The organism is Sorangiineae bacterium MSr12523, from assembly GCA_037157775.1.
GTDB classification, from domain to species: domain Bacteria; phylum Myxococcota_A; class Polyangia; order Polyangiales; family Polyangiaceae; genus Pendulispora; species Pendulispora brunnea.
The window spans coordinates 1,187,204-1,213,022 of sequence record CP089982.1 but is presented as its reverse complement, the minus strand read 5'-3'; the positions used below and the strand labels follow the sequence as shown (position 1 = coordinate 1,213,022).

Here is a 25,819-nt window from a genome sequence, read left to right as displayed (position 1 = left end):
CGTCACACACGAGCTGCACGCGGCCGAAACACGGTTGCGCAAGGTGGAGGAGAAGTCGTTCGAGCCCATCGCCATCGTGGCCATGGCGTGCCGTTTTCCGGGCGGGGTCACCTCCCCCGAGGCGCTCTGGCAGCTCCTTTGCGACGGCACCGATGCTATTTCTGCTTTTCCTACGGACCGCGGGTGGGATCTTGCGGGCCTCTACGATCCGGATCCCGATGCCAAGGGCAAGGCTTATGTCCGCGAGGGTGGTTTTCTTCGCGATGCTCTCGGTTTTGATTCGGCGTTCTTCGGCATCAGTCCGCGCGAGGCGCTGACCATCGATCCGCAGCAGCGGCTTTTGCTCGAGACTGCGTGGGAGTCGTTCGAGCGCGCAGGCATTGCGCCGGCTTCGCTTCAGGGTAGCTCCACGGGCGTTTTCGTCGGTGTCATGTATCAGGATTATGCTGCGCGGCTTTTTCATGTGCCCGAGATCTTCGAGGGGCATGTGGGGATTGGCAGTGCGCCGAGCATTGCGTCGGGAAGAATCGCGTACACGCTCGGGCTCGAGGGGCCGGCGATTACCGTCGATACGGCGTGCAGTTCGTCGCTGGTGGCTGTCCATCTTGCCGCGCAGGCGCTCCGTCAAGGCGAGTGCTCGCTTGCCCTCGCGGGAGGGGCCACCGTCATGGCCACCCCGACCAGCTTCATCGAGTTCAGTCGGCAGCGTGCGCTGGCACCCGATGCGCGCTGCAAGTCGTTCTCGGCGGATGCCAATGGTGTGGCCTGGAGCGAAGGTGTCGGCATGTTGCTCCTGGAGCGGCTCTCCGATGCGCGCCGGCTTGGGCATCCCGTGCTTGCGCTCCTTCGGGGCTCTGCGCTCAATCAAGATGGAAAGAGCCAGGGGCTCACCGCGCCCAATGGGCTCGCTCAGCAAAGGGTCATTCGCCAGGCGCTCGCCTCTGCGAATTTGGCTGCCGGTGACGTCGATGCCGTCGAGGCTCATGGTACCGGGACTTCCCTGGGCGATCCCATCGAGGCTGCGGCGCTCATGGCCACCTATGGGCGCTCGCGCTCGAAAGATGCGCCTCTTTGGCTTGGGACCATCAAGTCCAATATGGGGCATACCCAAGCTGCTGCAGGGGTGGCCGGCGTCATTAAAATGGTCCTCGCCATGCAGCATGGGCTCTTGCCCAAGACGCTCCATGCGGCGGCGCCATCGCGGCATGTCGATTGGGCTGCGGGAACCGTGCGCCTGCTCGATGAGGCCAGGCCCTGGCCGCAGTTGGATAGGCCTCGCCGTGCCGCCGTTTCCTCGTTTGGACTCAGCGGAACCAATGCGCATGTCGTGCTCGAGCAAGCGCCACCTCCACCCAGGGGCGTCGAGGGGGGCGGGACGGCGGTGGCCGTGCCGGTACTTCTGTCGGCGAAGAGCGAGACGGCGTTGCGCGCGCACGTGGAGCAATTGTGCGCGTTCCTCGAGGAGCGGTCCGATGTGGATCTGCGCGATGCGGCCTATTCGCTCGCCACGGGGCGCTCGCACTTCGAATGGCGCCTTACCTGCGTGGCGCCAAACCGACGCGCGCTGCAGGACGCGCTCGCAGCGGCCATTCCATACAACGCGCTGCGCTCCCAAAAGCTCGCCGTGCTCTTCACCGGCCAAGGCTCCCAATACGAGGGCATGGGCCGCGCTCTCTATGACGCCTTCCCCGTCTTCCGCGACGCCTTCGACGCGGCAGTCGCCCGCCTCGAGCATTTTTCCCTCTCGACCTCTGGCCGACGGTCCGACGATGGAGCGCCGGCTTCCAGCCGGCGGTCCGCCGCCTTCCAGGCGGCTTTCCTCTCGCCTCCAGCCGGCCGGAGGCCGGCGGACCGCCGGCAAGATGCCGGCGCTCCATGCGCGGATTCCATTCACGAAACCGGATTTGCCCAGCCGGCGCTCTTTGCGCTCGAAGTAGCACTATTTCGTCTTCTCGAGAGCTGGGGCCTTCGTCCCGATTTTCTCCTGGGGCACTCCATTGGCGAAGTCGTCGCGGCTCACGTTGCCGGCGTGCTCTCACTCGAGGATGCCTGCTCCCTTGTCAACGCACGCGCTCGACTCATGCAGGCCCTTCCTCCTGGCGGTGCCATGGTCGCTCTGCAGGCCTCCGAGGACGAAGTGCGGCCGCTCCTCCACGCGCGCGTCGATATCGCGGGCGTCAATGCGCCCAATTCCACCGTCGTCGCGGGGGACGAGGATGCCGTTCTCGACCTCGCGTCCCACTTCGAAGCCCTCGGTCGCAAAGTGTCGCGGCTACGCGTCAGTCATGCCTTTCACTCGCACCTCGTCGAGCCCATGCTCGACGATTTTCGATGCGTCGCCGAGACCCTTACCTACAACGCGCCACGCATTCCCATTGTCTCCAATTTGACCGGTACCCGCGTCGAGCCCAGCGACATTGCATCCCCCGATTACTGGGTCCGCCATGCACGCAACGCGGTCCGCTTTCTCGATGGCGTCCGCTTCCTGCACGCCCAGGGCGTCACCACCTTCCTCGAACTCGGGCCGCACGGCGTCTTGGCTCCCCTCGCCGAGCGCTGCCTCGAGGCCGACGACGACCTGGCCTTTCTCCCCACCTTGCACAAGGACCGCGACGAGTCGTTCCTCGTCGCGGCCATCGCCGAGGTCCATGCCCGCGGGCACGACGTCGATTGGCGAGCCTTCTTCGCACCCGCGCAGCCCGCGCCCGTCGCGCTGCCGACGTACCCTTTCGAGCGAACGCACTATTGGCTCAATGCCCCGGCCCCCACTCATGCGCCATCGCTCGGTCTCGTGCCGGCGTCGCATCCGCTGCTCGGTGCGGTGATTCACCTGGCCGAGCGCGATGAGTGGATCTTCACGGGTCGCCTTTCGCTGACGAGCCATCCTTGGTTGGCAGGTCACGCCGTTCACGGTGCCGTCGTGCTGCCGGGAACCGCGCTTCTCGAGCTTGCGCTGGTCGCGGGGGAGCGCGCGGGGGTTGCGCAGGTGGGCGAGCTCACGCTTCATGCGCCGCTCACGTTCCCCGAGGCGGGTGCCGTGGATGTGCAACTCGTGCTCGGGCGCGAGGACGATGCCGCGCAGCGAACGCTCGCCCTTCACGCCCGCCCCGTGGATGCGAACACGGATGACGTCACGTGGACCCTCCACGCCAGCGGCGCTCTCCAGCGCGCGGACGATGCGCTGCCCGCGGACCTTCACACTTGGCCGCCGCCCCAGGCGGTGCCCATGGATGTGGCCAGTGTTTACGAGGAACTTGCGGCGGTGGGGATCGCGTACGGGGCGGAGTTTCGAGGGCTGCGCGCAGCGTGGACGCGGGGGGAGGATCTCTTCGTCGAGGTGGAGCTCCCGTCGGGCCCCGCCGAGGGCGCGTTCTTGCTTCACCCGGCGCTGCTCGATGCGGCGCTCCATGCGCTCGGCGTTCGTGCCCTTCGCGAGGGGGGGCCGCTGTCGCTGCCCTTCGCGTGGACGGGCGTGTCGCTTCACGCGACCGGAGCCACGTCGCTTCGCGTTCGGTTCTCGCGGCGTGAAGAATCGGCCGCCGTGTCGATGGCCATTGCAGACGCCGCGGGGCATCCCGTGGCCACCGTCGATTCACTGTCCACGAGGCCCGCGTCCCTCGAGTCGATGCGCGGAGTCCCACGCATCGTTCACGAGGCGATGCATCACCTCGAGTGGACGCGGCTGCCTCTCTCCGAATCGGGCGGCGATGCGGCGTGCGCCGTCGTGGGCGAGGACTCGCTCGGCCTGGGCACGGCCCTCGAGGCCGGTGTGTATCCGGATCTGGAGACGCTGCGTGAGGCGATCGAGCAAGGGACGCACCGGCCCGAGGTGGTGATCCTCGCGTGCGCGTCAGCGTCGGGCGACGAGGGCACGCCTGCCAGGGCACACGTCGCCGCGGGCCGAGTGCTCGCCTTGCTGCAAACATGGCTTGCCGATGAACGCTTCGCCGGGTGCCAGCTCGTGGTGCTCACGCAGGGCGCGGTCGCGGCGGGGTCGGAGGACGATGTCACGGACCTGGTGCATGCACCGCTCTGGGGGCTGGTGCGCTCGGCGCAACTCGAGCACCCGACGCGGGCGCCGCGGCTCGTGGATGTCGATGCCGTCGATGGGAAGCTTCTTCGCGCGGTCCTCGCTCGGCCGGAGACGCAGTTGGCGCTGCGAAAAGGTTCGCTTGTTTCGCCGCGACTCGCACGTGCAACGGCCAACCGCGATGAATCCGTGCAGCCCCTCGATGCGGAGGGAACGGTCCTCATTACGGGGGCGACGGGAGGCCTCGGCGCCGAGCTCGCGCGGCACTTGGTGGCCCGTCACGGCGTGCGGCATCTGCTGCTCGCGTCGCGCCAAGGGCCCGGTGCACCCGGCGCCGAGGAGCTCGTCGCCGAGCTGGCGGCCGCGGGAGCGCAGGTGTGCCTGCGGGCGTGCGACGTTTCGAACCTCGACGCGCTGACGCAGCTGCTCGAGCATGTCGCGCCGGAGCATCCGCTGACAGCCGTCGTTCATGCGGCGGGTGTTCTCGATGATGGGCTTCTCGCATCCCTTTCGCCCGAGCGATTCGCAACGGTGTTGCAACCGAAGTTCGATGGCGCGTGGCATTTGCATCGGCTCACGGCATCGCTCGATCTTCGGGCGTTCGTGCTCTTTTCCTCGCTCGCGGGCCCGCTCGGCAGCGCGGGGCAGGCGAGCTACGCGGCGGCCAACAGCGCGCTCGATGCACTCGCGGCGCACCGTCGTGCGCGAGGGTTGCCGGGTTGCTCCCTTGCGTGGGGGCCTTGGGAGGCCGTGGGGATGGCGGCGCGTTTGCCGGAACAGGATCGCGCGCGCATCCGACGGCAAGGGCTCGTTCCGATGTCGTCCCAGGAAGCGCTTATGCTGTTCGATGCGGCGCTTGGCCGGTCGGAAGCGTTGCTGGTGCCGGTTCGGTTCGATGCGGCGGTCGTGGCCTCCAAGGCGCGCACGGGCGCATCCCGTCGCGCCAATGCGTCGCTCCAAGAGCGGTTGCGCCCCCTCGACGAGGCGGAGCGGCTTCGGGCGCTGCTCGACCTGGTGCGGACGCACGTCGCCGCGGTGCTCAACGTCCAGGCGGCGTCGGTCGAGCCGTTGCGGCCTTTGCAGGAGCTCGGGCTCGACTCGCTCATGGCCATCGAGCTTCGAAATCGACTCGCGTCGGCAACGGGTCTGCGGCTCTCGACGACGCTGCTCTTCGACTACCCGACGCCCGATGGGCTTGCGCGGTGGCTCCGCACCGAGCTGCTCGGCGAGGAGTCGGTTCCCGCCGCCGCGAGTGCGGTGCAGACGGTCTTGAAGGACCTGGAGGATCCCGTGGCCATCGTGGCGATGGCGTGCCGTTTTCCAGGCGGGGTCACCTCCCCCGAGGCACTCTGGCAGCTTCTTTGCGACGGCACCGATGCCATTTCTGCTTTTCCTACGGACCGCGGGTGGGATCTTGCCGGCCTTTACGATCCGGATCCCGATGCCAAGGGCAAGTCTTATGTCCGCGAGGGCGGGTTTCTTCGCGATGCGCTCGGTTTCGATCCCGCGTTCTTTGGCATCAGTCCGCGCGAGGCCCTGACCATCGATCCGCAGCAGCGGCTCTTGCTCGAGACTGCGTGGGAGTCGTTCGAGCGTGCGGGCATTGCGCCGGCTTCGCTTCAGGGTAGCTCCACGGGCGTTTTCGTCGGTGTCATGTATCAGGATTATGCTGCGCGGCTCTTTCAAGCGCCGCCGGAGAGCTTCGAAGGACAGATTGGAATCGGCAGTGCGCCGAGCATCGCCTCCGGAAGAATCGCGTACACGCTCGGGCTCGAGGGGCCGGCGATTACCGTCGATACGGCGTGCAGTTCGTCGCTGGTGGCGGTCCATCTTGCCGCGCAGGCGCTCCGTCAGGGCGAGTGCTCGCTTGCCCTCGCGGGAGGGGCCACCGTCATGGCCACCCCGACCAGCTTCATCGAGTTCAGTCGTCAACGGGGCCTTGCGCCCGATGGGCGATGCAAGTCGTTCTCGGCGGATGCCAATGGTGTGGCCTGGAGCGAAGGTGTCGGCATGTTGCTCCTGGAGCGTCTGTCCGATGCGCGCCGGCTTGGGCATCCCGTGCTCGCGCTCCTTCGGGGCTCTGCGCTCAATCAGGATGGAAAGAGTCAGGGCCTCACCGCGCCCAATGGGCTTGCTCAGCAAAGGGTCATTCGTCAGGCGCTCGCCTCTGCGAATTTGGCTGCCGGTGACGTTGATGCCGTCGAGGCTCATGGTACCGGGACTTCCCTGGGCGATCCTATCGAGGCTGCGGCGCTCATGGCCACCTATGGGCGCGCGCGCTCGAAAGATGCTCCTCTTTGGCTTGGGACCATTAAGTCCAATATGGGCGTCATCAAGATGGTCCTTGCTATGCAGCATGGGCTCTTGCCCAAGACGCTCCATGCGGCGGCGCCATCGCCCCATGTCGATTGGGCCGATGGCACTGTGCGCCTGCTCGATGAGGCCAGGCCTTGGCCGCAATTGGATAGGCCTCGCCGTGCCGCCGTTTCCTCGTTTGGGCTCAGTGGAACCAATGCGCATGTCGTGCTCGAGCAAGCGCCGCCTCACGCCAAGGGTGTCGAGGGGGGAGGGACGGCGGGGGGCGTACCGGTGCTCCTTTCGGCGAAGGGTGAGACGGCGTTGCGGGCTCACGTCGAGCAGTTGTGCGCGTTCCTCGAGGAGCGGCCCGATGCGGATTTGCACGACGTCGCTTATTCGCTTGCCACGGGGCGCTCGCACTTCGAATGGCGCCTTGCCTGCGTGGCGCCCAACGTCGAGTCCATCCGCCAAGCGCTTGCGGCGGCGACCCCCTGCAATGCGCTGCGCTCCCAAAAGCTCGCCGTGCTCTTCACCGGCCAAGGCTCCCAGTACGAGGGCATGGGCCGCGCGCTCTATGACGCCTTCCCCGTCTTCCGCGACGCCTTCGACGCGGCAGTCGCCCGCCTCGAGCATGTTTCCCCCTCGACCTCTGGCCGACGGTCCGACGATGGAGCGCCCACCTCTCGCCGACGGTCCGACGATGGATCGCCCACCTCTCGCCGACGGTCCGACGATGGAGCGCCGGCTTCCAGCCGGCGGTCCGCCGCCTTCCAGGCGGCTTTCCTCTCGCCTCCAGCCGGCCGGAGGCCGGCGGACCGCCGGCAAGATGCCGGCGCTCCATGCGTCGCACGATCCATTCACGTGGACTCCACTCTCGCGGATTCGATTCACGAAACCGGATTTGCCCAGCCGGCGCTCTTTGCGCTCGAAGTAGCACTATTTCGTCTTCTCGAGAGCTGGGGCCTTCGTCCCGATTTTCTCCTGGGGCACTCCATTGGCGAAGTCGTCGCGGCTCACGTTGCCGGCGTGTTCTCACTCGAGGATGCCTGCTCCCTTGTCAACGCACGCGCTCGACTCATGCAGGCCCTTCCTCCTGGCGGTGCCATGGTCGCTCTGCAGGCCTCCGAGGACGAAGTGCGGCCGCTCCTCCACGCGCGCGTCGATATCGCGGGCGTCAATGCTCCCAATTCCACCGTTGTCGCGGGGGACGAAGATGCCGTCCTCGACCTCGCGTCCCACTTCGAAGCCCTCGGTCGCAAAGTGTCGCGGCTGCGCGTCAGCCATGCCTTTCACTCGCACCTCGTCGAGCCCATGCTCGACGATTTTCGATGCGTCGCGGAGACCCTTACCTACAACGCGCCACGCATTCCCATTGTTTCCAATTTGACCGGTACCCGCGTCGAGCCCAGCGACATTGCATCCCCCGATTACTGGGTCCGCCATGCACGCAACGCGGTCCGCTTTCTCGATGGCGTCCGCTTTCTGCACGCCCAGGGCGTCACCACCTTCCTCGAGCTCGGGCCGCATGGCGTCTTGGCTCCCCTCGCCGAGCGCTGCCTCGAGGCCGACGACGACCTGGCTTTCATCCCCACCTTGCACAAGAACCGCGACGCATCCTCCTCGCTCGTGGCCTGCCTCGCCAACCTCCACACGCGCGGGCACGAGATCGATTGGCAGGCCTTTTTCGCCCCTGCGCAGCCCTCACGCATCACGCTGCCGACGTATTCCTTCCAACGGGAACGCTTTTGGCTGGAAGCATCGCCCTCGGCCAACGCGCCGGCGGTGCCAGGGGAGGATCGCTTCTGGGATGCCGTCGAAAAAGGCAATCTCGAAGCGCTGCACGAGTCGCTGCGCATCGATGCGCCCGAGCAGCGCGACTCGCTTGCGTCGTTGCTGCCTGCTCTCTCGACGTGGCGCCGTGAGCGCTCGGAGCGGAACAAAGTCGAGGCGTGGCGTTACCGCATCGCGTGGAAGCCGCTCTCCTCCGTCGCGACGGAAACGCGCCTCGAGGGCAACTGGTGGATCGTCACCTCCCGCCAAGGGCTCGACTCGGAGATCGCGAAAGCCCTTTCCAACGCGCTGGCCCAACACGGTGCAGACGTCCTGGTCTTCGAACATGAGAACCTCGCCGCGCAGCTCGCGAAATCACCGCCACGAGGCATTCTCTCGTTGCTCGCGCTCGACATCGAATCGCTGCCCGAGCAACCATCTATCCCGCGTGGCCTCGCGGCCAACCTCGAGCTCGCGCAAGCTCTCGCGGAAAGCTCCGTGCAAGCGCCCCTCTGGCTTCTCACGCAGGGCGCCGTGTCCATCGGACGCTCGGACCCGCTGGCCGCGCCGCTGCAAGCCTTGACGTGGGGCCTCGGGCGCGTGTTCGCGTTGGAGCATCCGCAGCTCTGGGGCGGATTGGTCGACGTCCCCGCGACGCCCGATGCGGCGGCGCTCGCACGGCTCGTGTTCGCGCTGGGGCACGACGAAGACCAGCTCGCATTTCGCGCCTCGGGCCTGTTCGCACGGCGGCTTGTCCGGGCGGTGCCGAAGGACACTGCGCGAACGTGGAATCCGCGCGGCACCACCTTGATCACCGGAGGTACGGGTGCGCTCGGGGCGCATGTCGCGCGGTGGCTCGCCCATCGTGGCGCCGAGCACCTCGTGCTCGTCAGCCGGCGCGGGGCCGATGCCCCGGGTGCACGCGCATTGCATGACGAGCTCACGGCATTGGGGTCCCGCGTCTCGATCGAAGCGTGCGACACCTCCGATGCCGATGCGCTCGAAGCGCTCTTGAAGAGAATCGGCGAGGTGAACGCGGTCGTGCACACCGCGGGTGTCGTCGAACAACGGCCACTCACCCAGACCTCGGTGGAGGACATGCACCGTGTGGTTGCGGCGAAGGTCGCGGGGGCCTTCCACCTCGATCGGCTCCTTGGCGAGAAAGCACTCGATGCCTTCATCCTCTTCTCCTCGGTGGCCGGCGTTTGGGGCAGCGCGGGGCAGTCGGCCTATGCCGCGGCCAACGCGTACCTCGATGCGCTTGCCGAACATCGGCGCGCACGCGGGCTCGCCGCCACCGCCATCGCCTGGGGCCCCTGGGCCGACGGCGGAATGGCCGATGCCGAGGGCGCACACGAGCACCTGCGCCGGCGCGGCCTGTCACCCATGGCGCCTTCCCGCGCGATGCTCGCCTTCGCAGAGGATCCCGAGGAGACGGCCATCACGGTGGCCGATGTCGACTGGAGCCGCTTTGCTCCATCCTTCGCGGCGGCGCGGCCTCGCCCGTTGCTGCGCGCCCTGCCCGAGGCCGTCCACGCGCTCGAAGCCGCGGGCCCCGTGTCCGGAGAGGACCATGCGCTTCTCGCCCAGCTGCGCGGCCTATCCGCCGCGGAGAGGCTCGAGCACCTCGTGGGCCTGGTGCGATCCGAAACCGCGGCGGTTCTCGGACACGCCGAGCCCGCGCGGCTCGATCCGCAAACGGGATTCGCGGACCTCGGGCTCGATTCGCTCATGGCCGTGGAACTTCGGCGGCGATTGCAACGGGCGACGCGCGTAGCCCTGCCGGCCACCCTCGCCTTCGATTTTCCCTCCCCCCGTCACGTTGCCGGCTTCGTGCTCCAGGCCCTCGGCCTCGACCGTGCCGTGCAGATCGCGGCGTCGGCGCCAAGCGAGAACGCCGGTGCGGAGCACGGTGCGATTGCCATCGTGGGTGTCGGCTTGCGGCTTCCGGGTGGGGTCGTCGACCTGGACGGCTTCTGGAAGCTGCTCGAACACGGCGTGGATGCCGTCTCCGGCGTCCCGGAGGATCGGTGGAACGCAGAGGATGTGTACGATCCCGATCCCGACGCCAAGGACAAATCCTATGTGCGGGAAGGCGCCTTTCTGGACCGCGTGGACGCGTTCGATGCCGCGTTCTTCGGTATCAGTCCGCGCGAGGCGGCGCACATCGATCCGCAGCATCGGCTGCTGCTCGAGGTGAGTTGGGAGGCACTCGAGGATGCGAGCATCGTTCCTGGGACGCTGCGTGATTCGCGGACCGGTGTTTTCGTGGGCATCGGGCCCAGTGATTACGAGTTGCGCCTTCGACGAAACGATGCGGAGGCGTACGCCGTCACCGGCACGCACACGTCGTTTGCGGCGGGCCGCTTGGCGTTCACCTTGGGCCTCCAAGGCCCCGCGCTTTCCGTGGATACCGCGTGCAGTTCGTCGCTCGTGGCGCTGCACCTCGCGTGTCAGGCCTTGCGACGCGGCGAGTGCCAGCTTGCGCTGGCGGGCGGCGTTCAAGTCATGGCGGCTCCGGAGCCGTTCGTGCTGCTGTCGCGGACCCGTGCGCTCGCCGCCGATGGGCGTTCGAAGACGTTCTCCGAAGCGGCCGATGGGTACGGTCGAGGAGAGGGCGTCGTGGTCATGGCGCTCGAGCGACTCGAGGATGCGCAGGCACGGGGACGCGACGTGCTCGCCATCGTGCGAGGGACGGCGGTCAACCATGATGGAGCCAGCAGCGGCATTACCGCGCCCAATGGCACTTCCCAGCAGAAGGTGTTGCGGGCCGCACTCGAGGATGCGCGATTGTGTGCCGCAGATATCGATGTGGTCGAGTGCCATGGCACGGGCACTGCGCTCGGCGATCCCATCGAGGTGCAGGCGCTGGCCGCCGTCTACGGTGAGGGGCGCGCGCCGGATCGACCGCTGTGGCTTGGCGCCGTGAAGACGAACATCGGGCACCTCGAGTCGGCCGCGGGGCTGGCGAGCGTGGCGAAAATCGTCGCGTGCTTGCGGCGTGGGGCATTGCCGCCGACGTTGCATACGACGCCTCGCAATCGGCATATCGATTGGGATGCGCTACCCGTGCGCATCGTGGATGCCGCGGTGACCTGGGACGCCGGCGATAGGGCACGCCGGGCAGGTGTTTCGGCGTTCGGACTCAGTGGAACGAACGCGCACGTCATCGTGGAGGAGGCCCCGCGCCCATTCTCACGCCCGACCCCGAACGACAACGTCACGGCCATTGTCTTGTCGGCGAAGACGGCAAGGGCGCTGCGCGATCAAGGTGAACGGCTAAGTGCCTATCTCGAGGCGAATCCCCATTCGAGCTTGACCGATATGGCCTATTCTCTCGCGACGGCAAGATCGCATTTCGATGTGCGCGCCGCCTTCGTTGCGCGCGATCGCGAGCAGATGCGGCAGGAGCTGGCGCGGTTATCGCCATGCGTGAGCCATCGCGGAGGAAGGCTTGCGGTGCTCTTCACCGGACAGGGGAGCCAGTGGGCGGGGATGGGGCGTGCGCTGTACGAGGCGTTTCCGGCGTTTCGCGAATCGCTCGACGGCGTGTGCGCGCAACTCGATCCGCTTTTGGAGCGACCGCTGCGCGATGTGCTCTTTTCCGACGAAGACGGTATTCACGAAACCGGATTTACCCAGCCCGCGCTCTTTGCGCTGGAGGTCGCCCTCTTTCGACTGCTCGAGGGCTGGGGCCTTCGCCCCGATGCCCTTCTCGGGCACTCCATTGGCGAGGTCGTCGCGGCGCACGTTGCGGGCGTCTTCTCGCTCGAGGATGCATGCACCCTGGTGGCCGCGCGCGCTCGACTCATGCAGGCACTGCCCGCCGGCGGTGCCATGGTCGCGATTCGCGCCTCGGAGCAGGAGGTGCGCCCGCTGCTCCCGCCGAGCGTCGACATCGCCGGCCTCAATGCACCCAACGCCACCGTGGTGGCGGGCGACGAAGCGGCGGTTTTGGCCGTGGCCGCGCATTTCGAGGCGCTCGGACGAAAAACCTCGCGCCTGCGCGTCAGCCACGCGTTTCACTCGCCACGGGTCGAGCCCATGCTCGACGACTTCCGGCGCGTGGCCGAAACCCTCTCGTACGAGCCGCCCCGCATCCCCATCGTGTCCAACCTCGACGGCGAGCGCGTGGATCCTCGCGACATCGCATCCGCGGATTACTGGGTGCGCCATGTGCGGCAGCCGGTCCGCTTTCTCGATGGCGTCCGCACGCTGCATGCCGAGGGCGTGACCACCTTTCTCGAGCTCGGCCCGCACGGCGTGCTCACCCCCCTCGCGCAGGCGTGCCTCGAAGGGACCGACGATCTGACCTTCCTGCACACCATGCAGAAGGATCGGGGCGCCGATTCCTTGGTGGCGGCGCTCGGTGCGCTGCACGTGCGCGGGTACCCCATCGACTGGGAGGCTTTCTTCGCGCCCCTCGGCCCCTCTCGGGTGAAGCTGCCCCCGTATCCCTTCCAGCGCGAGCGCTTTTGGATCGAGGCTCCCACGAAGCAGGATGGCCCGGCAACCGCAGGGGATCGGCGCTTCTGGGACGCCGTCGGAGCGGGCAACCTCGATGCGCTCAGCGCGTCGCTGCGCATCGACGAGCCCGCGCAACGCGCATCGCTCGCCGCCTTGTTGCCCGCGCTTTCGGCGTGGCACCGCGAACGCACCGATCGCGACGCACTCGATGCATGGCGCTACCGCATCACGTGGAAGCCGCTGCCTGCGGCCCCGCCGACGCGGCTCGAAGGCACCTGGTGGATCGTGCGCTCGGCCCACGATGGAGACCTCGCCGATGCCGTTTCGCGTGCCCTCACCGAGCACGGTGCGCACGTCGAGACCGTGGTTCTCGAGGACGCCGCACGCTTGCGCGAGGCGCTCGACCGCGCATCGGCTCCGCGGGGCATCGTCTCGTTGCTCGCGCTCGACACAGTGTCTTTGCCGTCGCATTCCACCGTGCCGCGCGGCCTCGCCTCCACCCTTGCCCTGACGCAAACCCTCGGTGAACTTTCCCTGGCGGCGCCGCTCTGGATTCTCACGCGCGGTGCCGTATCCATCGGCCGCTCCGATCCGCTGGCGTCGCCGCTCCAAGCGCTGACCTGGGGCTTCGGCCGCGCGCTCGCGCTCGAGCATCCACGGTGCTGGGGCGGTTTGCTCGACTTGCCCGATTCGCTCGATGCGATCGCTCTGTCGCGCATGGTGGCCGCCCTCGGGCGCGGGGAAGATCAAGTTGCGCTGCGGCCCTCGGGGCTGTTCGCGCGGCGACTCGTGCGGGCCCCCGAGCCGTCCCATGCACCGACGTGGAAACCGCGGGGGACCATTCTGATCACCGGCGGCACGGGCGCGCTCGGTGCCCATGTGGCGCGATGGCTCGCGCGCGAAGGTGCCGAGCACCTCGTCCTCACCAGCCGGCGCGGATCGAGTGCGCCCGGCGCGCAGGAGCTTCACGAGGAGCTCGAGGCCATGGGGGTCCGCGTCTCCGTCGAAGCATGCGACAGCTCGGATGCCGAGGCTCTGGCCGCGTTGCTCGATCGAATTCCCGACGTGCGCGCGGTCGTGCACACCGCGGGGGTTCTCCAGCATGGAGCCCTCGAACGAGCCTCGCTCGACGATGTGCAGAACGTCCTGGCCGCGAAGGTGGGTGGGGCAACGCACCTCGATCGGCTCCTTGGCGACAAGCCGCTCGATGCCTTCGTTCTCTTTTCGTCCATTGCGGGCGTCTGGGGAAGCGCAGGGCAATCGGCCTATGCCGCCGCCAATGCGTACCTGGACGCGCTCGCGGAAAACCGGCGCGCGCGCGGGCTCGTGGCCACGGCCATCGCATGGGGTCCTTGGGCCGACGGCGGCATGGCCGAGGGTGAAGGTGCCCACGAGCACCTGCGCCGGCGCGGGCTGTCGCCGATGGTGCCTTCCCGCGCGGTGTCTGCGCTCGCAGGCGCGCTCGAGACCAACGATGCGACGCTCACCGTCGCCGACGTGGATTGGACCCGATTTGCGCCCTCCTTTGCGGCGGCGCGCCATCGGCCTCTGTTCGATGCGCTGCCCGATGCGGTCCGCGCGCTCGAAGGGTCGGCCCCCGCGGTGGCCGGCGAGGAGCATGCGCTCGTCGTTCGATTGCGCGGCCTTCGCGATGGCGAACGGCTCGAGCATCTCGTCGACATGGTGCGCGCCGAATGCGCGGCCGTCCTCGGTCACGAGGATCCCGCGCGCCTCGATCCGCAAACGGGCTTCGTCGATCTCGGGCTCGATTCCCTCATGGCCGTCGAGCTGCGCCGCCGCTTGCAGCATGCAACGCGCGTCGCGCTGCCGGCGACGCTCACCTTCGACTTCCCGTCACCTCGGCGGGTCGCCGCCTTTTTGCTGGAAACCCTCGGGCTCACCGCCGCCACGGCGCACGATGCGCCCAGGGAATCCGTCCAGGAAGAGCACTCCGCGATTGCCATCGTGGGCATCGGCTTGCGGCTTCCGGGTGGCGTCGTCGATTTGGACGGCTTCTGGCGGATCCTCGAATCCTCCGTCGATACCGTGCGCGTCGTCCCGCGGGCTCGCTGGGACGCCGAGGCGACGTACGATCCCGATCCCGACGCCAAGGACAAGTCCTATGTCCGGCACGCGGCCTTTCTGGATCGCGTGGACGGGTTCGATGCCGCGTTCTTCGGCATCAGCCCGCGGGAGGCGCGGCACATCGATCCGCAGCATCGGCTGCTGCTCGAGGCGGGATGGCAAGCGCTCGAGGACGCGGGCATCGTTCCTGGGTCGCTTCGCGATTCGCAGACGGGCGTCTTCGTCGGCATCGGGCCCAGCGACTACGAGTTGCGTCTGCAGGATCACGACGCCGAGGCGTATGCCGTGACCGGAACGCATTCGTCGTTTGCCGCAGGCCGCCTGGCATTCACCTTGGGCCTCCAAGGACCCGCGCTTTCCGTGGATACCGCGTGCAGCTCGTCGCTCGTAGCCTTGCATCTCGCGTGTCAGGCCCTGCGGCGCGGGGAGTGCCAGCTGGCGCTGGCGGGTGGCGTCCAGGTCATGGCCGCCGCGGAAGGGTTCGTGACGCTGTCGCGGACGCGGGCGCTCGCCGCCGATGGGCGGTCGAAGACATTCTCCGAAGGCGCCGACGGTTACGGACGGGGCGAGGGCGTGGTGGTGCTCGCCCTCGAGCGGCTCGAGGAGGCGCGTGCGAATGGCCGGCGGGTGCTGGCCGTGGTGCGTGGGTCTGCGGTGAACCACGACGGGGCGAGCAGCGGTATCACCGCACCCAACGGGACTTCACAGCAGAAGGTGCTGCGGGCAGCGCTCGAGGATGCACGATTGCGCCCTGGGGATGTCGATGTCATCGAGTGCCATGGGACGGGCACGGTGCTCGGGGATCCCATCGAGGTGCAGGCGTTGGCCGCGGTCTACGGTGAGGGACGCCAGCCGGAGAGCCCCCTTTTGTTGGGCGCCGTAAAGTCGAACATTGGCCATCTCGAGTCGGCGGCCGGATTGGCGGGCGTGGCGAAGATCGTCGCGTGCTTGCAGCATGGTTCACTGCCGCCGACATTGCATACGACACCGCGCAATCGGCATATCGATTGGGATGCATTGCCGGTGCGCGTGGTGGATGCCGCGCTGACGTGGGACGCCGGAAACAAGGTGCGGCGTGCGGGGATATCCGCATTTGGCCTTAGCGGAACCAATGCGCACGTCATTGTCGAAGAGGCGCCGCAGCTGCCTCTCCTAAGTCCGCAGGAAAGCACAACGATCTTCGTGCTGTCGGCGAAGACGGAAAAAGCGCTGCGCGAGCAGGGTGAGCGGCTAGGTGCTCATATCGGGGCGAATCCCAATGCAAACTTGGTCGATATTGCGTATTCGCTTGCGACCACGCGATCGCATTTCGAATGGCGGGCGGCGTTCGTGGCGCGGGGGCGCGAGCAGGTGCAGCAGGAGCTGGTGGCGCTGGCGCCCCGTGCGAACCTTCGCGGAAGGAAGCTCGCGGTGCTCTTCACGGGACAGGGGAGCCAATATGCGGGCATGGGGCGGGCGCTTTACGAGGCCTTCCCAGCGTTTCGCGAGGTGCTGGATGCCGTGTGCGCGCACATCGATCCTGCGTTGCTCGGCGTGCTCCTTACCGAGGATGCGCGCATCCACGAGACGGGGTTCACGCAGCCGGCGCTTTTTGCGCTCGAGGTTGCGCTGTTTCGGCTCCTCGAGGGCTGGGGGCTTCGACCCGATGTTCTTCTAGGGCACTCCATCGGCGAAATCGTCGCGGCCCATGTGGCCGATGTTCTCTCGCTCGAGGATGCCTGCACCCTCGTCGCAGCGCGCGCGCGCCTCATGCAGGCCCTTCCGCCGGGAGGCGCCATGATCGTGCTCCAGGCCACGGAGGACGAGGTCCGGCCTCACCTCGACGCGCGCGTCGACATTGCGGGGCTCAATGCGCCCCAGTCCACCGTCATCGCCGGCGACGAGAACGCCGTTCAAGCCATCGCGCGGCACTTCGAAGCCCTCGGCCGTAAGACGACCCGACTGCGCGTCAGCCACGCCTTTCACTCCCCCCTCGTGGATCCCATGCTGGACGAGTTCCGGCGCGTGGCCGAGACGCTCTCCTACCAGCCTCCGCGCATTCCCATCGTCTCCAACCTCACCGGCCAGCGTGGACAGGCCAACGACATGGCCTCGGCCGAATACTGGGTCCGGCACGCACGGCACGCCGTCCGATTCCTCGATGGCATCCGGTCGCTCCACGCCCAGGGTGTCACCACCTTCCTCGAGGTGGGCCCCCACGGTGTCCTCGCGCCGCTTGCCCAAGCTTGCCTCGAGAACCACGACGACGACCTCGCGTTCGTGACGGCCCTGCGCAAAGACCGCAGCGTCGAGGCACTCGTTTCCGCTGTCGGGGCGCTGCACGCGCACGGTCATCCCATCGACTGGGAGACCTTCTTCGCGCCCCTTCGGCCATCGCGCGTGGCACTGCCCACGTATCCCTTCCAGCAGGAGAGCTTTTGGCTCGAGCGCAACGCGCGCCGTCCCGCGCAGGCCCGCGACGCTTCGAGTGGGCGCTACCCGCTGGCGGGACGGCGCATCGATCTGCCCGATGGGTCGGGGCTGCACCTGCTCGACATCGGGCCGACGGTGCAGTCGTACCTTCACGACCACGTCGTCTACGGACAGATCGTCGTCCCCGGTGCCTTCTACGTTGCCGTGCTTCTCGCGGTTGCGGCGTCGCATTGGCCCGACCAGCCCCTCGAGGTGCGCGATCTCCAATTCGTCAAAGCGTTGACGTTCGAGGGCGCGCTCGAGCCGACGACCTTGCATGTACAACTTTCACCGCTGGTCCCGACGGGGTTTTCGGCCACGCTCTCCACCCGCGGGGAAGAAGGCTGGTCGACGCACGTGACGGCCACCATCGCTCCCAGTGCGGTGCCGGAGCGCGCTTCCCTGCAGACGGATCTGCGCGAGACTTCGAGCCGAGCGTCGCACGATGCCGTCATTCGTCTCTTTCAATCGATGAACATCGATTGGGGGCCCCAGTGGTGCTGGCTCCGCGAGGTCGGATATACCCGTGAACGCACGGGGCTCGGTCAATTGGCGGTGCCGGAGGGCAGCCCCATCGATGCGCCCCTTCCCGGTGGGCTCATCGACAGCGCCTTCGGGCTCGGCTTTTGGACCGCGTCCGCCGCACTGGGCGGGGAGCATCCCTCGTCGTCGAACCAGATCGCCCGCGTGCCCTTCGCCGTCGAGCGCCTCGTTTGGTACGGACGCGCCTCGATTCCGGCGTGGACCGAGCACGCGTTGCGCGGCGCGATCGACACCGACGCGGATGTCAGTATATCGGATCTTGCATTCTGGGACAGGGACGGTGTCCCGGTCGCCCACATCGAAGGCTTCTCCACGCGGCGGGCGCCCGCGGCGCAGTTCTTCGCGGACAACGCCGCAACCCCGCTGCACGCCGTCCTCTGGAACGAGCTGCCTGCTCCCGCGCCCTCCCCCAGCCCGACGTGGGCCTTCGTCGGGGACACCCCACCCGGCGTCGACACGGTCCCTGCGTACCCCGATCTCGATGCGCTCCGTCATGCCATCGCGCACGGCGCGCCCTTGCCGAACGTCGTCGCGCTCGGCTTCCTCGGCGATGAACGCGACACCGACGTCCCCGCCCGCGCCCATCGAGCCGCGCACCGCTTGCTCGCGCGGCTGCAGGCGTGGCTCGCCGACGATGCCCTGGGGCCGTGCCGGCTCGTCGTGCTCACCCGTCGCGCCATCGCCACGCAGCCCGATGAAGACGTCCTCGACCTCGTTCATTCCCCGCTTTGGGGCCTGACCCGATCCGCGCAAATCGAGAACCCGTCGCGCGGCATCGTCCTCATCGATGCCGACGAGGCGGACATGCCCACGCTCCACGCGGCCGTTGCCCTCGCCGAGCCTCAGGTTGCGATTCGGCAGGGCACCCTTCGCGTTCCACGCCTTGCGCGCGCCAGGCCGGTCGCAGGCACGACGCGCGCCCTCGATCCGAACGGCACCGTCTTGATCACCGGCGCCACCGGAGCCCTTGGTGCCGAGCTGGCGCGTCATCTCGTGAACCAGCACGCCGTGCGGCACTTGCTCCTCACCTCGCGCCAAGGTCCCGACGCTCCCGGCGCCCCCGATCTCGTCGCCGAGCTGCAAGCCGCGGGCGCGCACGTCGACCTTTGCCCCTGCGATGTGGCCGATCCCGACGCGCTCGCGCGAATGCTCGCCCGCATCGCGCCCGAACATCCACTGACCGCCGTCGTGCACACGGCGGGGGTCCTCGACGATGGCCTCCTCGACTCCCTTTCACCCGAGCGCATCGACGCGGTCCTTCGGCCCAAGCTGGATGCGGCGTGGCATCTGCACCGACTCACCCGCCTCCTCGATCTGCGAGCCTTCGTCCTCTTCTCCTCGCTTTCCGGGGTGCTCGGCAGCCCGGGGCAAGCCAGCTACGCGGCGGCCAATGCGGCACTCGATGCGCTGGCGGCGCATCGCCTGGCCCGCGACCTCCCGGCGAGCTCCCTCGCATGGGGACCTTGGGACGGCATCGGCATGGCCGCTCGTCTTGCCGAGCAAGACCGCGCGCGCATCCGCCGGCAGGGCCTCGTTCCCCTTGCCTCCGCGGAGGGGCTCGCGCTCTTCGATGCCTCGCTCGCGCGCGCCGAGCCTCTGCTCGTTCCCGTTCGCTTCGATGCGGCAGCCCTCGCGGCCCGCGGCGATTCCCTGCCGCCGCTTTTCCGCGGCCTCGTTCGTGCAACGTCAGCACGCGGTGCGCGCCATGGCGTCATGCAGGTCGATCCGCTCGCCGCGCGGCTTCGCACCCTCGACGAGGCCGCCCAGCGACGCCTGCTCCTCGACTTCGTTCGAGAGCACGTGGGCGCTGTCCTCGATGCCCATCCTTCATCCATCGAACCGCAGCGTCCTCTCCAAGAGCTCGGCCTCGATTCCCTCATGGCCGTCGAACTTCGCAATCGACTCGCGTCCGCGTCCGGCCTCCGCTTCTCGGCCACGCTCCTCTTCGATTATCCGACCCCCGACGCGCTCACCCAATTCCTTCGCGCCGAACTCGTTCCCGAGAGCGAGGCGCCGAAGGTCGAGGCGCTCGCGACGGAGGAGGAACCCGATGCCCTCGAGTCGATGAACCTCGACGCCCTCGTTCAACTTGCTCTCGCCGAGGAACCTGCATGACCATCTCCCAGGACAAAATCACCGAAGCCCTTCGTACCTCCCTGCGCGAAGTCGAGCGCCTCAAGAAGCGCAATCGTGACATCGAGGCCGCAACGAAGGAACCCGTGGCCATCGTGGCCATGGGCTGCCGCTTCCCAGGTGGCGCCGACAGCCCCGAGGCATTCTGGAAGCTCCTCGAGGGAGGCAAGGATGCCATTTCCGGCTTCCCCACCAACCGCGGATGGGACGTGGACGGGCTCTACGATCCCGATCCCGATGCCCATGGGAAAAGCTACGTGCGCGAGGGCGGCTTTCTCTACGACGCCGATCGCTTCGACGCCGCCTTCTTCGGGATTGGACCGCGCGAGGCGGCCTCGATGGATCCGCAACAGCGACTGCTGCTCGAGACCTCGTGGGAGACCATCGAGCGCGCGGGCATCGCGCCCACCTCGCTGCAGGGCAGTGCGACCGGCGTCTTCGTCGGCATCATGTACCAGGACTACAGCGCCAACTTGATGCAGGCCGCGGAAAGCTCCGAAGGGTACGTGGCCATCGGAAGCGGCGGCAGCATCGCCTCGGGCCGCGTGGCCTACACCCTCGGTTTGCACGGCCCCGCCGTCACCGTCGATACCGCGTGCAGCTCGTCGCTGACCGCCATCCATCTCGCATGCCAGGCCCTGCGCAACGGCGAATGCACCCTCGCCCTTGCCGGCGGGGTCACCATCATGGCGACGCCCACGTCCTTCGTCGAATTCAGCCGCCAACGCGTGCTCTCCACCGACGGACGGTGCAAACCGTTCTCCGAAAAGGCGGATGGCGCGAGCTGGGGCGAGGGCATCGGGATGCTCTTGCTCGAGCGCCTTTCCGATGCGCAGCGAAACGGGCACCCCGTGCTGGCCGTCCTTCGTGCTTCGGCGCTGAACCAGGATGGGCGAAGCCAGGGCCTCACCGCGCCCAATGGCCCCGCGCAGCAGCGGGTCATTCGGCAGGCGCTTCTCAATGCGCAGCTCGCACCCGGCGACATCGACGTCGTCGAGGCGCACGGCACGGGCACCACCCTGGGCGATCCCATCGAGGCGCAGGCCCTGCTCGCGACGTATGGGCGTCATCGCCCGAAGGAGCAGCCGCTCTGGCTCGGCAGCATCAAAGCCAACCTCGGGCACACGCAAGCGGCGGCCGGCGTCGCGGGGGTCATCAAGATGGTGCTCGCGATGCAGCACGGGCTCTTGCCCAAAAGCTTGCACTCCGATGTGCCGTCGCACCACGTCGATTGGGGCTCGGGCGCTGTCCGCCTCTTGAGTGCGGCCACCCCGTGGCCGGTGAATGGCCATCCGCGCCGCGCGGCGATTTCGTCGTTTGGTCTCAGTGGGACGAATGCGCACGCCATCTTGGAAGAGCCTCCCAGGGCCTCGCACCAGGCTCGTGCCGAAGACGACACCGTCACGGCGTTTCTCCTCTCGGGAAAAACGGATTCGGCGTTGCGTGCGCAGGCGGCGCGGCTGCGTGAGCACATGGAGGCGCATCCGGAGCTCGGGCTCGTCGATCTGGCGCACTCACTTGCGACGACGCGCAGCCTCTTCGAGCGTCGCGCCGTCGTCGTCGCACGAAACCGCGACGCGGTGCTGACTGCGCTCGATGCGCTGGCGGCGGGAAACGTGCACGCCGACGTCGTGGTGGGCGATGCGGACACCGCAGGCAAGGTCGCCTTCGTCTTTCCGGGGCAAGGCTCGCAATGGACCGGGATGGCGCGTGACCTGCTCGAGGCATCCGATGTGTTCCGCGCGCGCATCGAAGAGTGCGCCCAGGCCTTGGCACCGCACATCGACTGGTCGCTGCTCGACGTCCTCCGCGGCGAGCCCGGGGCACCCTCGTTGGAGCGCATCGACGTGGTGCAGCCTGCCCTTTTTTCGATGATGGTGTCGCTCGCAGCGCTCTGGCGATCCTTGGGCATCGAGCCCGACGCCGTCGTGGGCCATAGCCAAGGTGAAATCGCGGCCGCCTGCATTGCGGGCGCCCTCTCGCTCGAGGACGCGGCCCGAGCCATCATGGTGCGCGCCCGCGCGCTCGGAAAGCTGGAAGGCCGCGGCGCGATGGCCGCCGTCGAGCTCGCAGCCGACGACCTGGCGCCGTACCTCGCGCGCGGGGGCGAGCGCCTGGCCATCGCGGCGATCAACAGCCCGCGATCCACCGTCGTGTCCGGCGACGATGAAGCCATCGACGCACTCATGACCGAGCTCGCGGGTGCCGACGTCTTCGCCCGCAAAGTGGGGATCTCCTCCCATAGCGCGCAAGTCGACGTCGTTCGCGACGAGATCCTGCAGCAACTCGCGGGCATCGCGCCCCGGCCGCCGGCGGTGGCGTTCCACTCGACGCTCACCGGACGCAAACTCGAAGACACCGCGCTGGATGCCGATTACTGGTTTCGCAACCTGCGGCACACCGTCCGCTTTGCAGACGCGGTTCAAGGGCTCCTGGCCGATGGCCATCGCTTCTTCGTCGAGGCGAGCCCCATGCCCACGCTGACCTTTACCTTGCATGCGAGCCTCGATGGGGCACGCGGCGGCGAGAAAAACGAGAAGGGCGGCGTGGTCACCGGCTCCTTGCGACGCGGCGAAGGTGACATGGGGCGCCTTCTTCTCTCGATTGCGGAGCTGCACGTCAACGGCCTCGCCATCGACTGGACGAAGATTCTGCCGCCCGGCCTCACGGTCGCTCTTCCGACGTACGCCTTCCAACGCGAACGGCATTGGCTCTGCGCGCCGAAGGCATCGGGCGGCCCGAGTTGGATCCCGAGCAAGCACCCGCTCCTCGGGGCCGCGAGCATGGTCGCGGACAGCGGCACGTGGCTCTTCAACGGCACCGTGTCGCGGCGCTCGCCGGCGTGGGTGAGCGATCACGTGGCGCTCGGGCGAACGCTTCTCCCCGGGGTGGCCCTGTTCGGGCTTGCGCAGGCGGCTGCCTCGGCCAGCCATCCCACACGGGTGCCGGTGCTGCGTGAAGCCCTGGTGCACACACCGCTTTTGGTGCCCGAGCGCGGCGAAGTTCGCGTGCAGGTGAGCGTCGCCCCCGATGATATCGGCTTTCGCGTTCGCATCCACAGCGCCCCCGTCGCGCAGCGCGCAGACGACGTCGTTTGGACGCTCCACGCGGAAGCCTTCTTCGAGCCGTGCGAGGCCGCGGCCTCACCGCCGCCGGCACTCTGGGAGGTTCCGCCGAAGCACGCCGAGCCCGAATCCCTCGACGGGTATTACGCCGCACTTCGAGAACACGGCCTGGACTACGGTCCCACGTTCCAGACGCTGCGCGCATCGTTTCGCGATGGCGCCGTGCGCTGGGTGCGAAGCGAGCTGCCCGAGGCGCTGCAATCCGAGGCGACGGCGTACGCGATGCATCCTGCGCTGCTCGACGGAGTCTTGCACGCGCTCGGTCTATGGCAGGCGGAGGCCCAACAGGGCATGTTTCTGCCCTTCTCGCTCGAAGGCATGACCGTTTGGCGCGAGGGCGCGACGGCCGTCTGGGCGCGCGTCGAACGCCATCGCGAAAGCGAGGAAATCCATCGGGTCGAGGTGGTGCTCTACGACGACCATGGCGTGCCGTTGGGCGAGCTTCGCGGGCTTCGGCTCAAACGGGCCGACGAGGGCGCCCTGCGTCGCGCAACCGGTGCGGAGCGTCATCGATATGAATTGCGATGGACACGCGTACCTCCACGCGAGACCCGCCCGGGCTTCGACGGGTTCCTCCACGATTGGCCCGCGCCATCGGACGATCCCGACACCCTGGTCGCGAAGACGCACACGCAGACAGCCGAAGCACTCGCCGAGCTGCAGGCGCTCGTGGTCCGAGAAGAGCCGCCCCGTCGCGTCGTATGGCTCACGCGCGGCGCTGTCGCCACCGGCGATGCCGATCCCGCGCTGTCGCTGGCGCAGGCACCGCTCTGGGGCCTCGGCCGCACCGCCCGCAACGAGCACCCCGAGCTCGGGCTTCGACTCATCGACGTCGGCACCGGCGAGGTCGATGCGAAGTTGCTCGATGCCGCGCTGGCGATGGACGACGAGCCCGAGCTGGCCATTCGCGATGGCCAGCTCCTCGCGCCCCGGCTCGTGCGCCCGGGCCCGGCGACGGACGAGGCCCTGCCCGCGATCGAGCGACGTGCGACGTACCTCGTTACGGGCGGACTCGGTGCGCTGGGGCTCGAGGTGGCGCGATGGCTCGCCCAGCGCGGGGCCGGGCACATCGCCCTCATTTCGCGGCTGCCGGCGACGGACGATGCAACGGTCCAAGCGCTCGATGCGCTGCGCGCATTGGGCTCGACGGTCACGGTGCTCGCGTGCGACGTCGCCAACGCCGGTGCCGTGCACGCGCTCGTGTCCTCGCTTTCTCGGGTGCGCGAACTGCGCGGCATCTTCCATTGCGCGGGGGTGCTCGACGACGGGGTCCTGCGCAAGCAAACCGCGGAGCGTTTTGCCGCCGTCATGGCGCCGAAGGTCGCCGGCGCGTGGAACCTGCATCGCGCGGCGAAAGGCCTCCCGCTCGATTTTTTCGTGCTGTTCTCCTCCGTCGCGGGCCTGCTCGGTGGCCCCGGCCAAAGCAACTACGCGGCCGCCAATTCTTTCCTCGATGCCCTCGCCCATCATCGCAGGGCGCGCGGGCTTCCCGCGACCGCCCTCGCCTGGGGCTACTGGGCCGTTCGAAGCAACATGACGGCGCACCTTCAGCAAGCGGACATCGCGCGCATGGGCCGCCTCGGCCTCGCGCCCCTCGCCGTCGACGAAGGGATGCGCCTCTTCGAGCGCGCCCTGGAAGCAGGCGACGTGCTCTCCGTGCCCGTGGCCTTCGACCTCGGACGCATGCGCGCTACGCTTTCGCGCGCGGACTCGGGCTCGGGCGAGGCCGTTCCACCGCTGCTTCGAGCCCTGGTGGCGGCGCCCTCGTCCAACGGATCCTCGGCATCGCCGCTTCTGCGCGCGAAAATCAAGCGGCTGCCCGAGGCCGAGCGCGCCCGGGCGGTGCTCGATATCTTCTGCGAAAAAGCAGCGGCAAAGCTCGGCCTTCGATCGGCGCGCGACATGGCGCACGATCGATCGCTGCTCGAGCTCGGCCTGAACTCGCTCATGGCCGTCGAGCTGCGCCAGGAACTGAGCGCGCACCTCGGGACCAAGCTTCCCGCGGCGCTGCTCTTCGAGTCCCCCACCCCGCGCAAGGCCGCCGCGGCGATTTTACGAAGGCTCGAGGCCGAGCACGACGACGGAGACCATGCGCCCGCGCTCGATCTGCCCGCCGGGCTGCTCGCCCTCTTCCGAAGGGCCTACGCGGAGGGCCAGCACGATCACGCCTGGGAGCTGCTCGAAATCGCCGCCCGCGCACGCGCCCCCCGCATGGCCGCCGAGGCTTCGCAGGACAGTGCCCCGGCCCCCGTTTGCCTGGCCCGGGGCGAGGTGCGACCGCGTTTGATCTGCTTTCCCTCGCTGGCCGCGCCGACGGGTCCCATTCAGTACGCCCGCCTGGCGGCATCGCTCAAGGATCTCCGCGAGACATGGGTTCTCCCGCACACCGGATTTGCCCGCGGTGAGCCGCTCCCCCGCGAAGCTGCCTCGGTCATTCGCGATCACGCCGACAACGTACTTCGATGCAGCGCCGACGAACCCTTCGCACTCGTTGGATGCTCCTCGGGCGGGTGGATTGCCTACGAGGTCGCGCGCGAACTCGAACGCCGGGGCGTCTCGCCCGCCGGGGTGGTGCTTCTCGATACGTACTTGCCCGACGAGGTTCCACCGCGCTTTCAAGAGGCCCTGCGGCGCGTCTGGATGGGGCAGCTCGACTCCGCGCCCCGCATGGACGACGAGCTCACCGCAATGATGTGGTATTTCCGCCTTTTCGCCGGCTATCGGCCCGCCGCCATTGCGGCACGTACCCTGGTCATTCGCGTTGCGGAGCCCCTGCCGGGCATGGGCGATGGCGATGCGTGGCGCGCGCACTGGGAGCACACGCACGACCTCATCGAAATACCGGGTGACCACGTCACCATGATTGCCGAGCACGCGGGCGCGTCGGCGCGCGCCATTCACGATTGGCTCTAATTCA

At 68.2% G+C, this 25,819-nt stretch carries 1 protein-coding gene and 1 pseudogene; both read left to right on the top strand.

All coding sequences use genetic code 11. The features are described 5' to 3' along the window. The first annotated feature begins 61 nt into the window (after window positions 1–61). Window positions 62–19,759 (top strand): annotated as a pseudogene (locus tag LZC95_05095) (SDR family NAD(P)-dependent oxidoreductase). After that, window positions 19,756–25,815 carry an SDR family NAD(P)-dependent oxidoreductase gene (locus LZC95_05090; GenBank protein ID WXA96210.1) on the top strand — a complete coding sequence of 2,020 codons (6,060 nt, stop codon included), beginning with the start codon at window positions 19,756–19,758 and terminating at the stop codon, window positions 25,813–25,815. Before LZC95_05095 ends, LZC95_05090 begins: the two are co-directional and overlap by 4 nt. The last annotated feature ends 4 nt before the right edge of the window (window positions 25,816–25,819 follow it).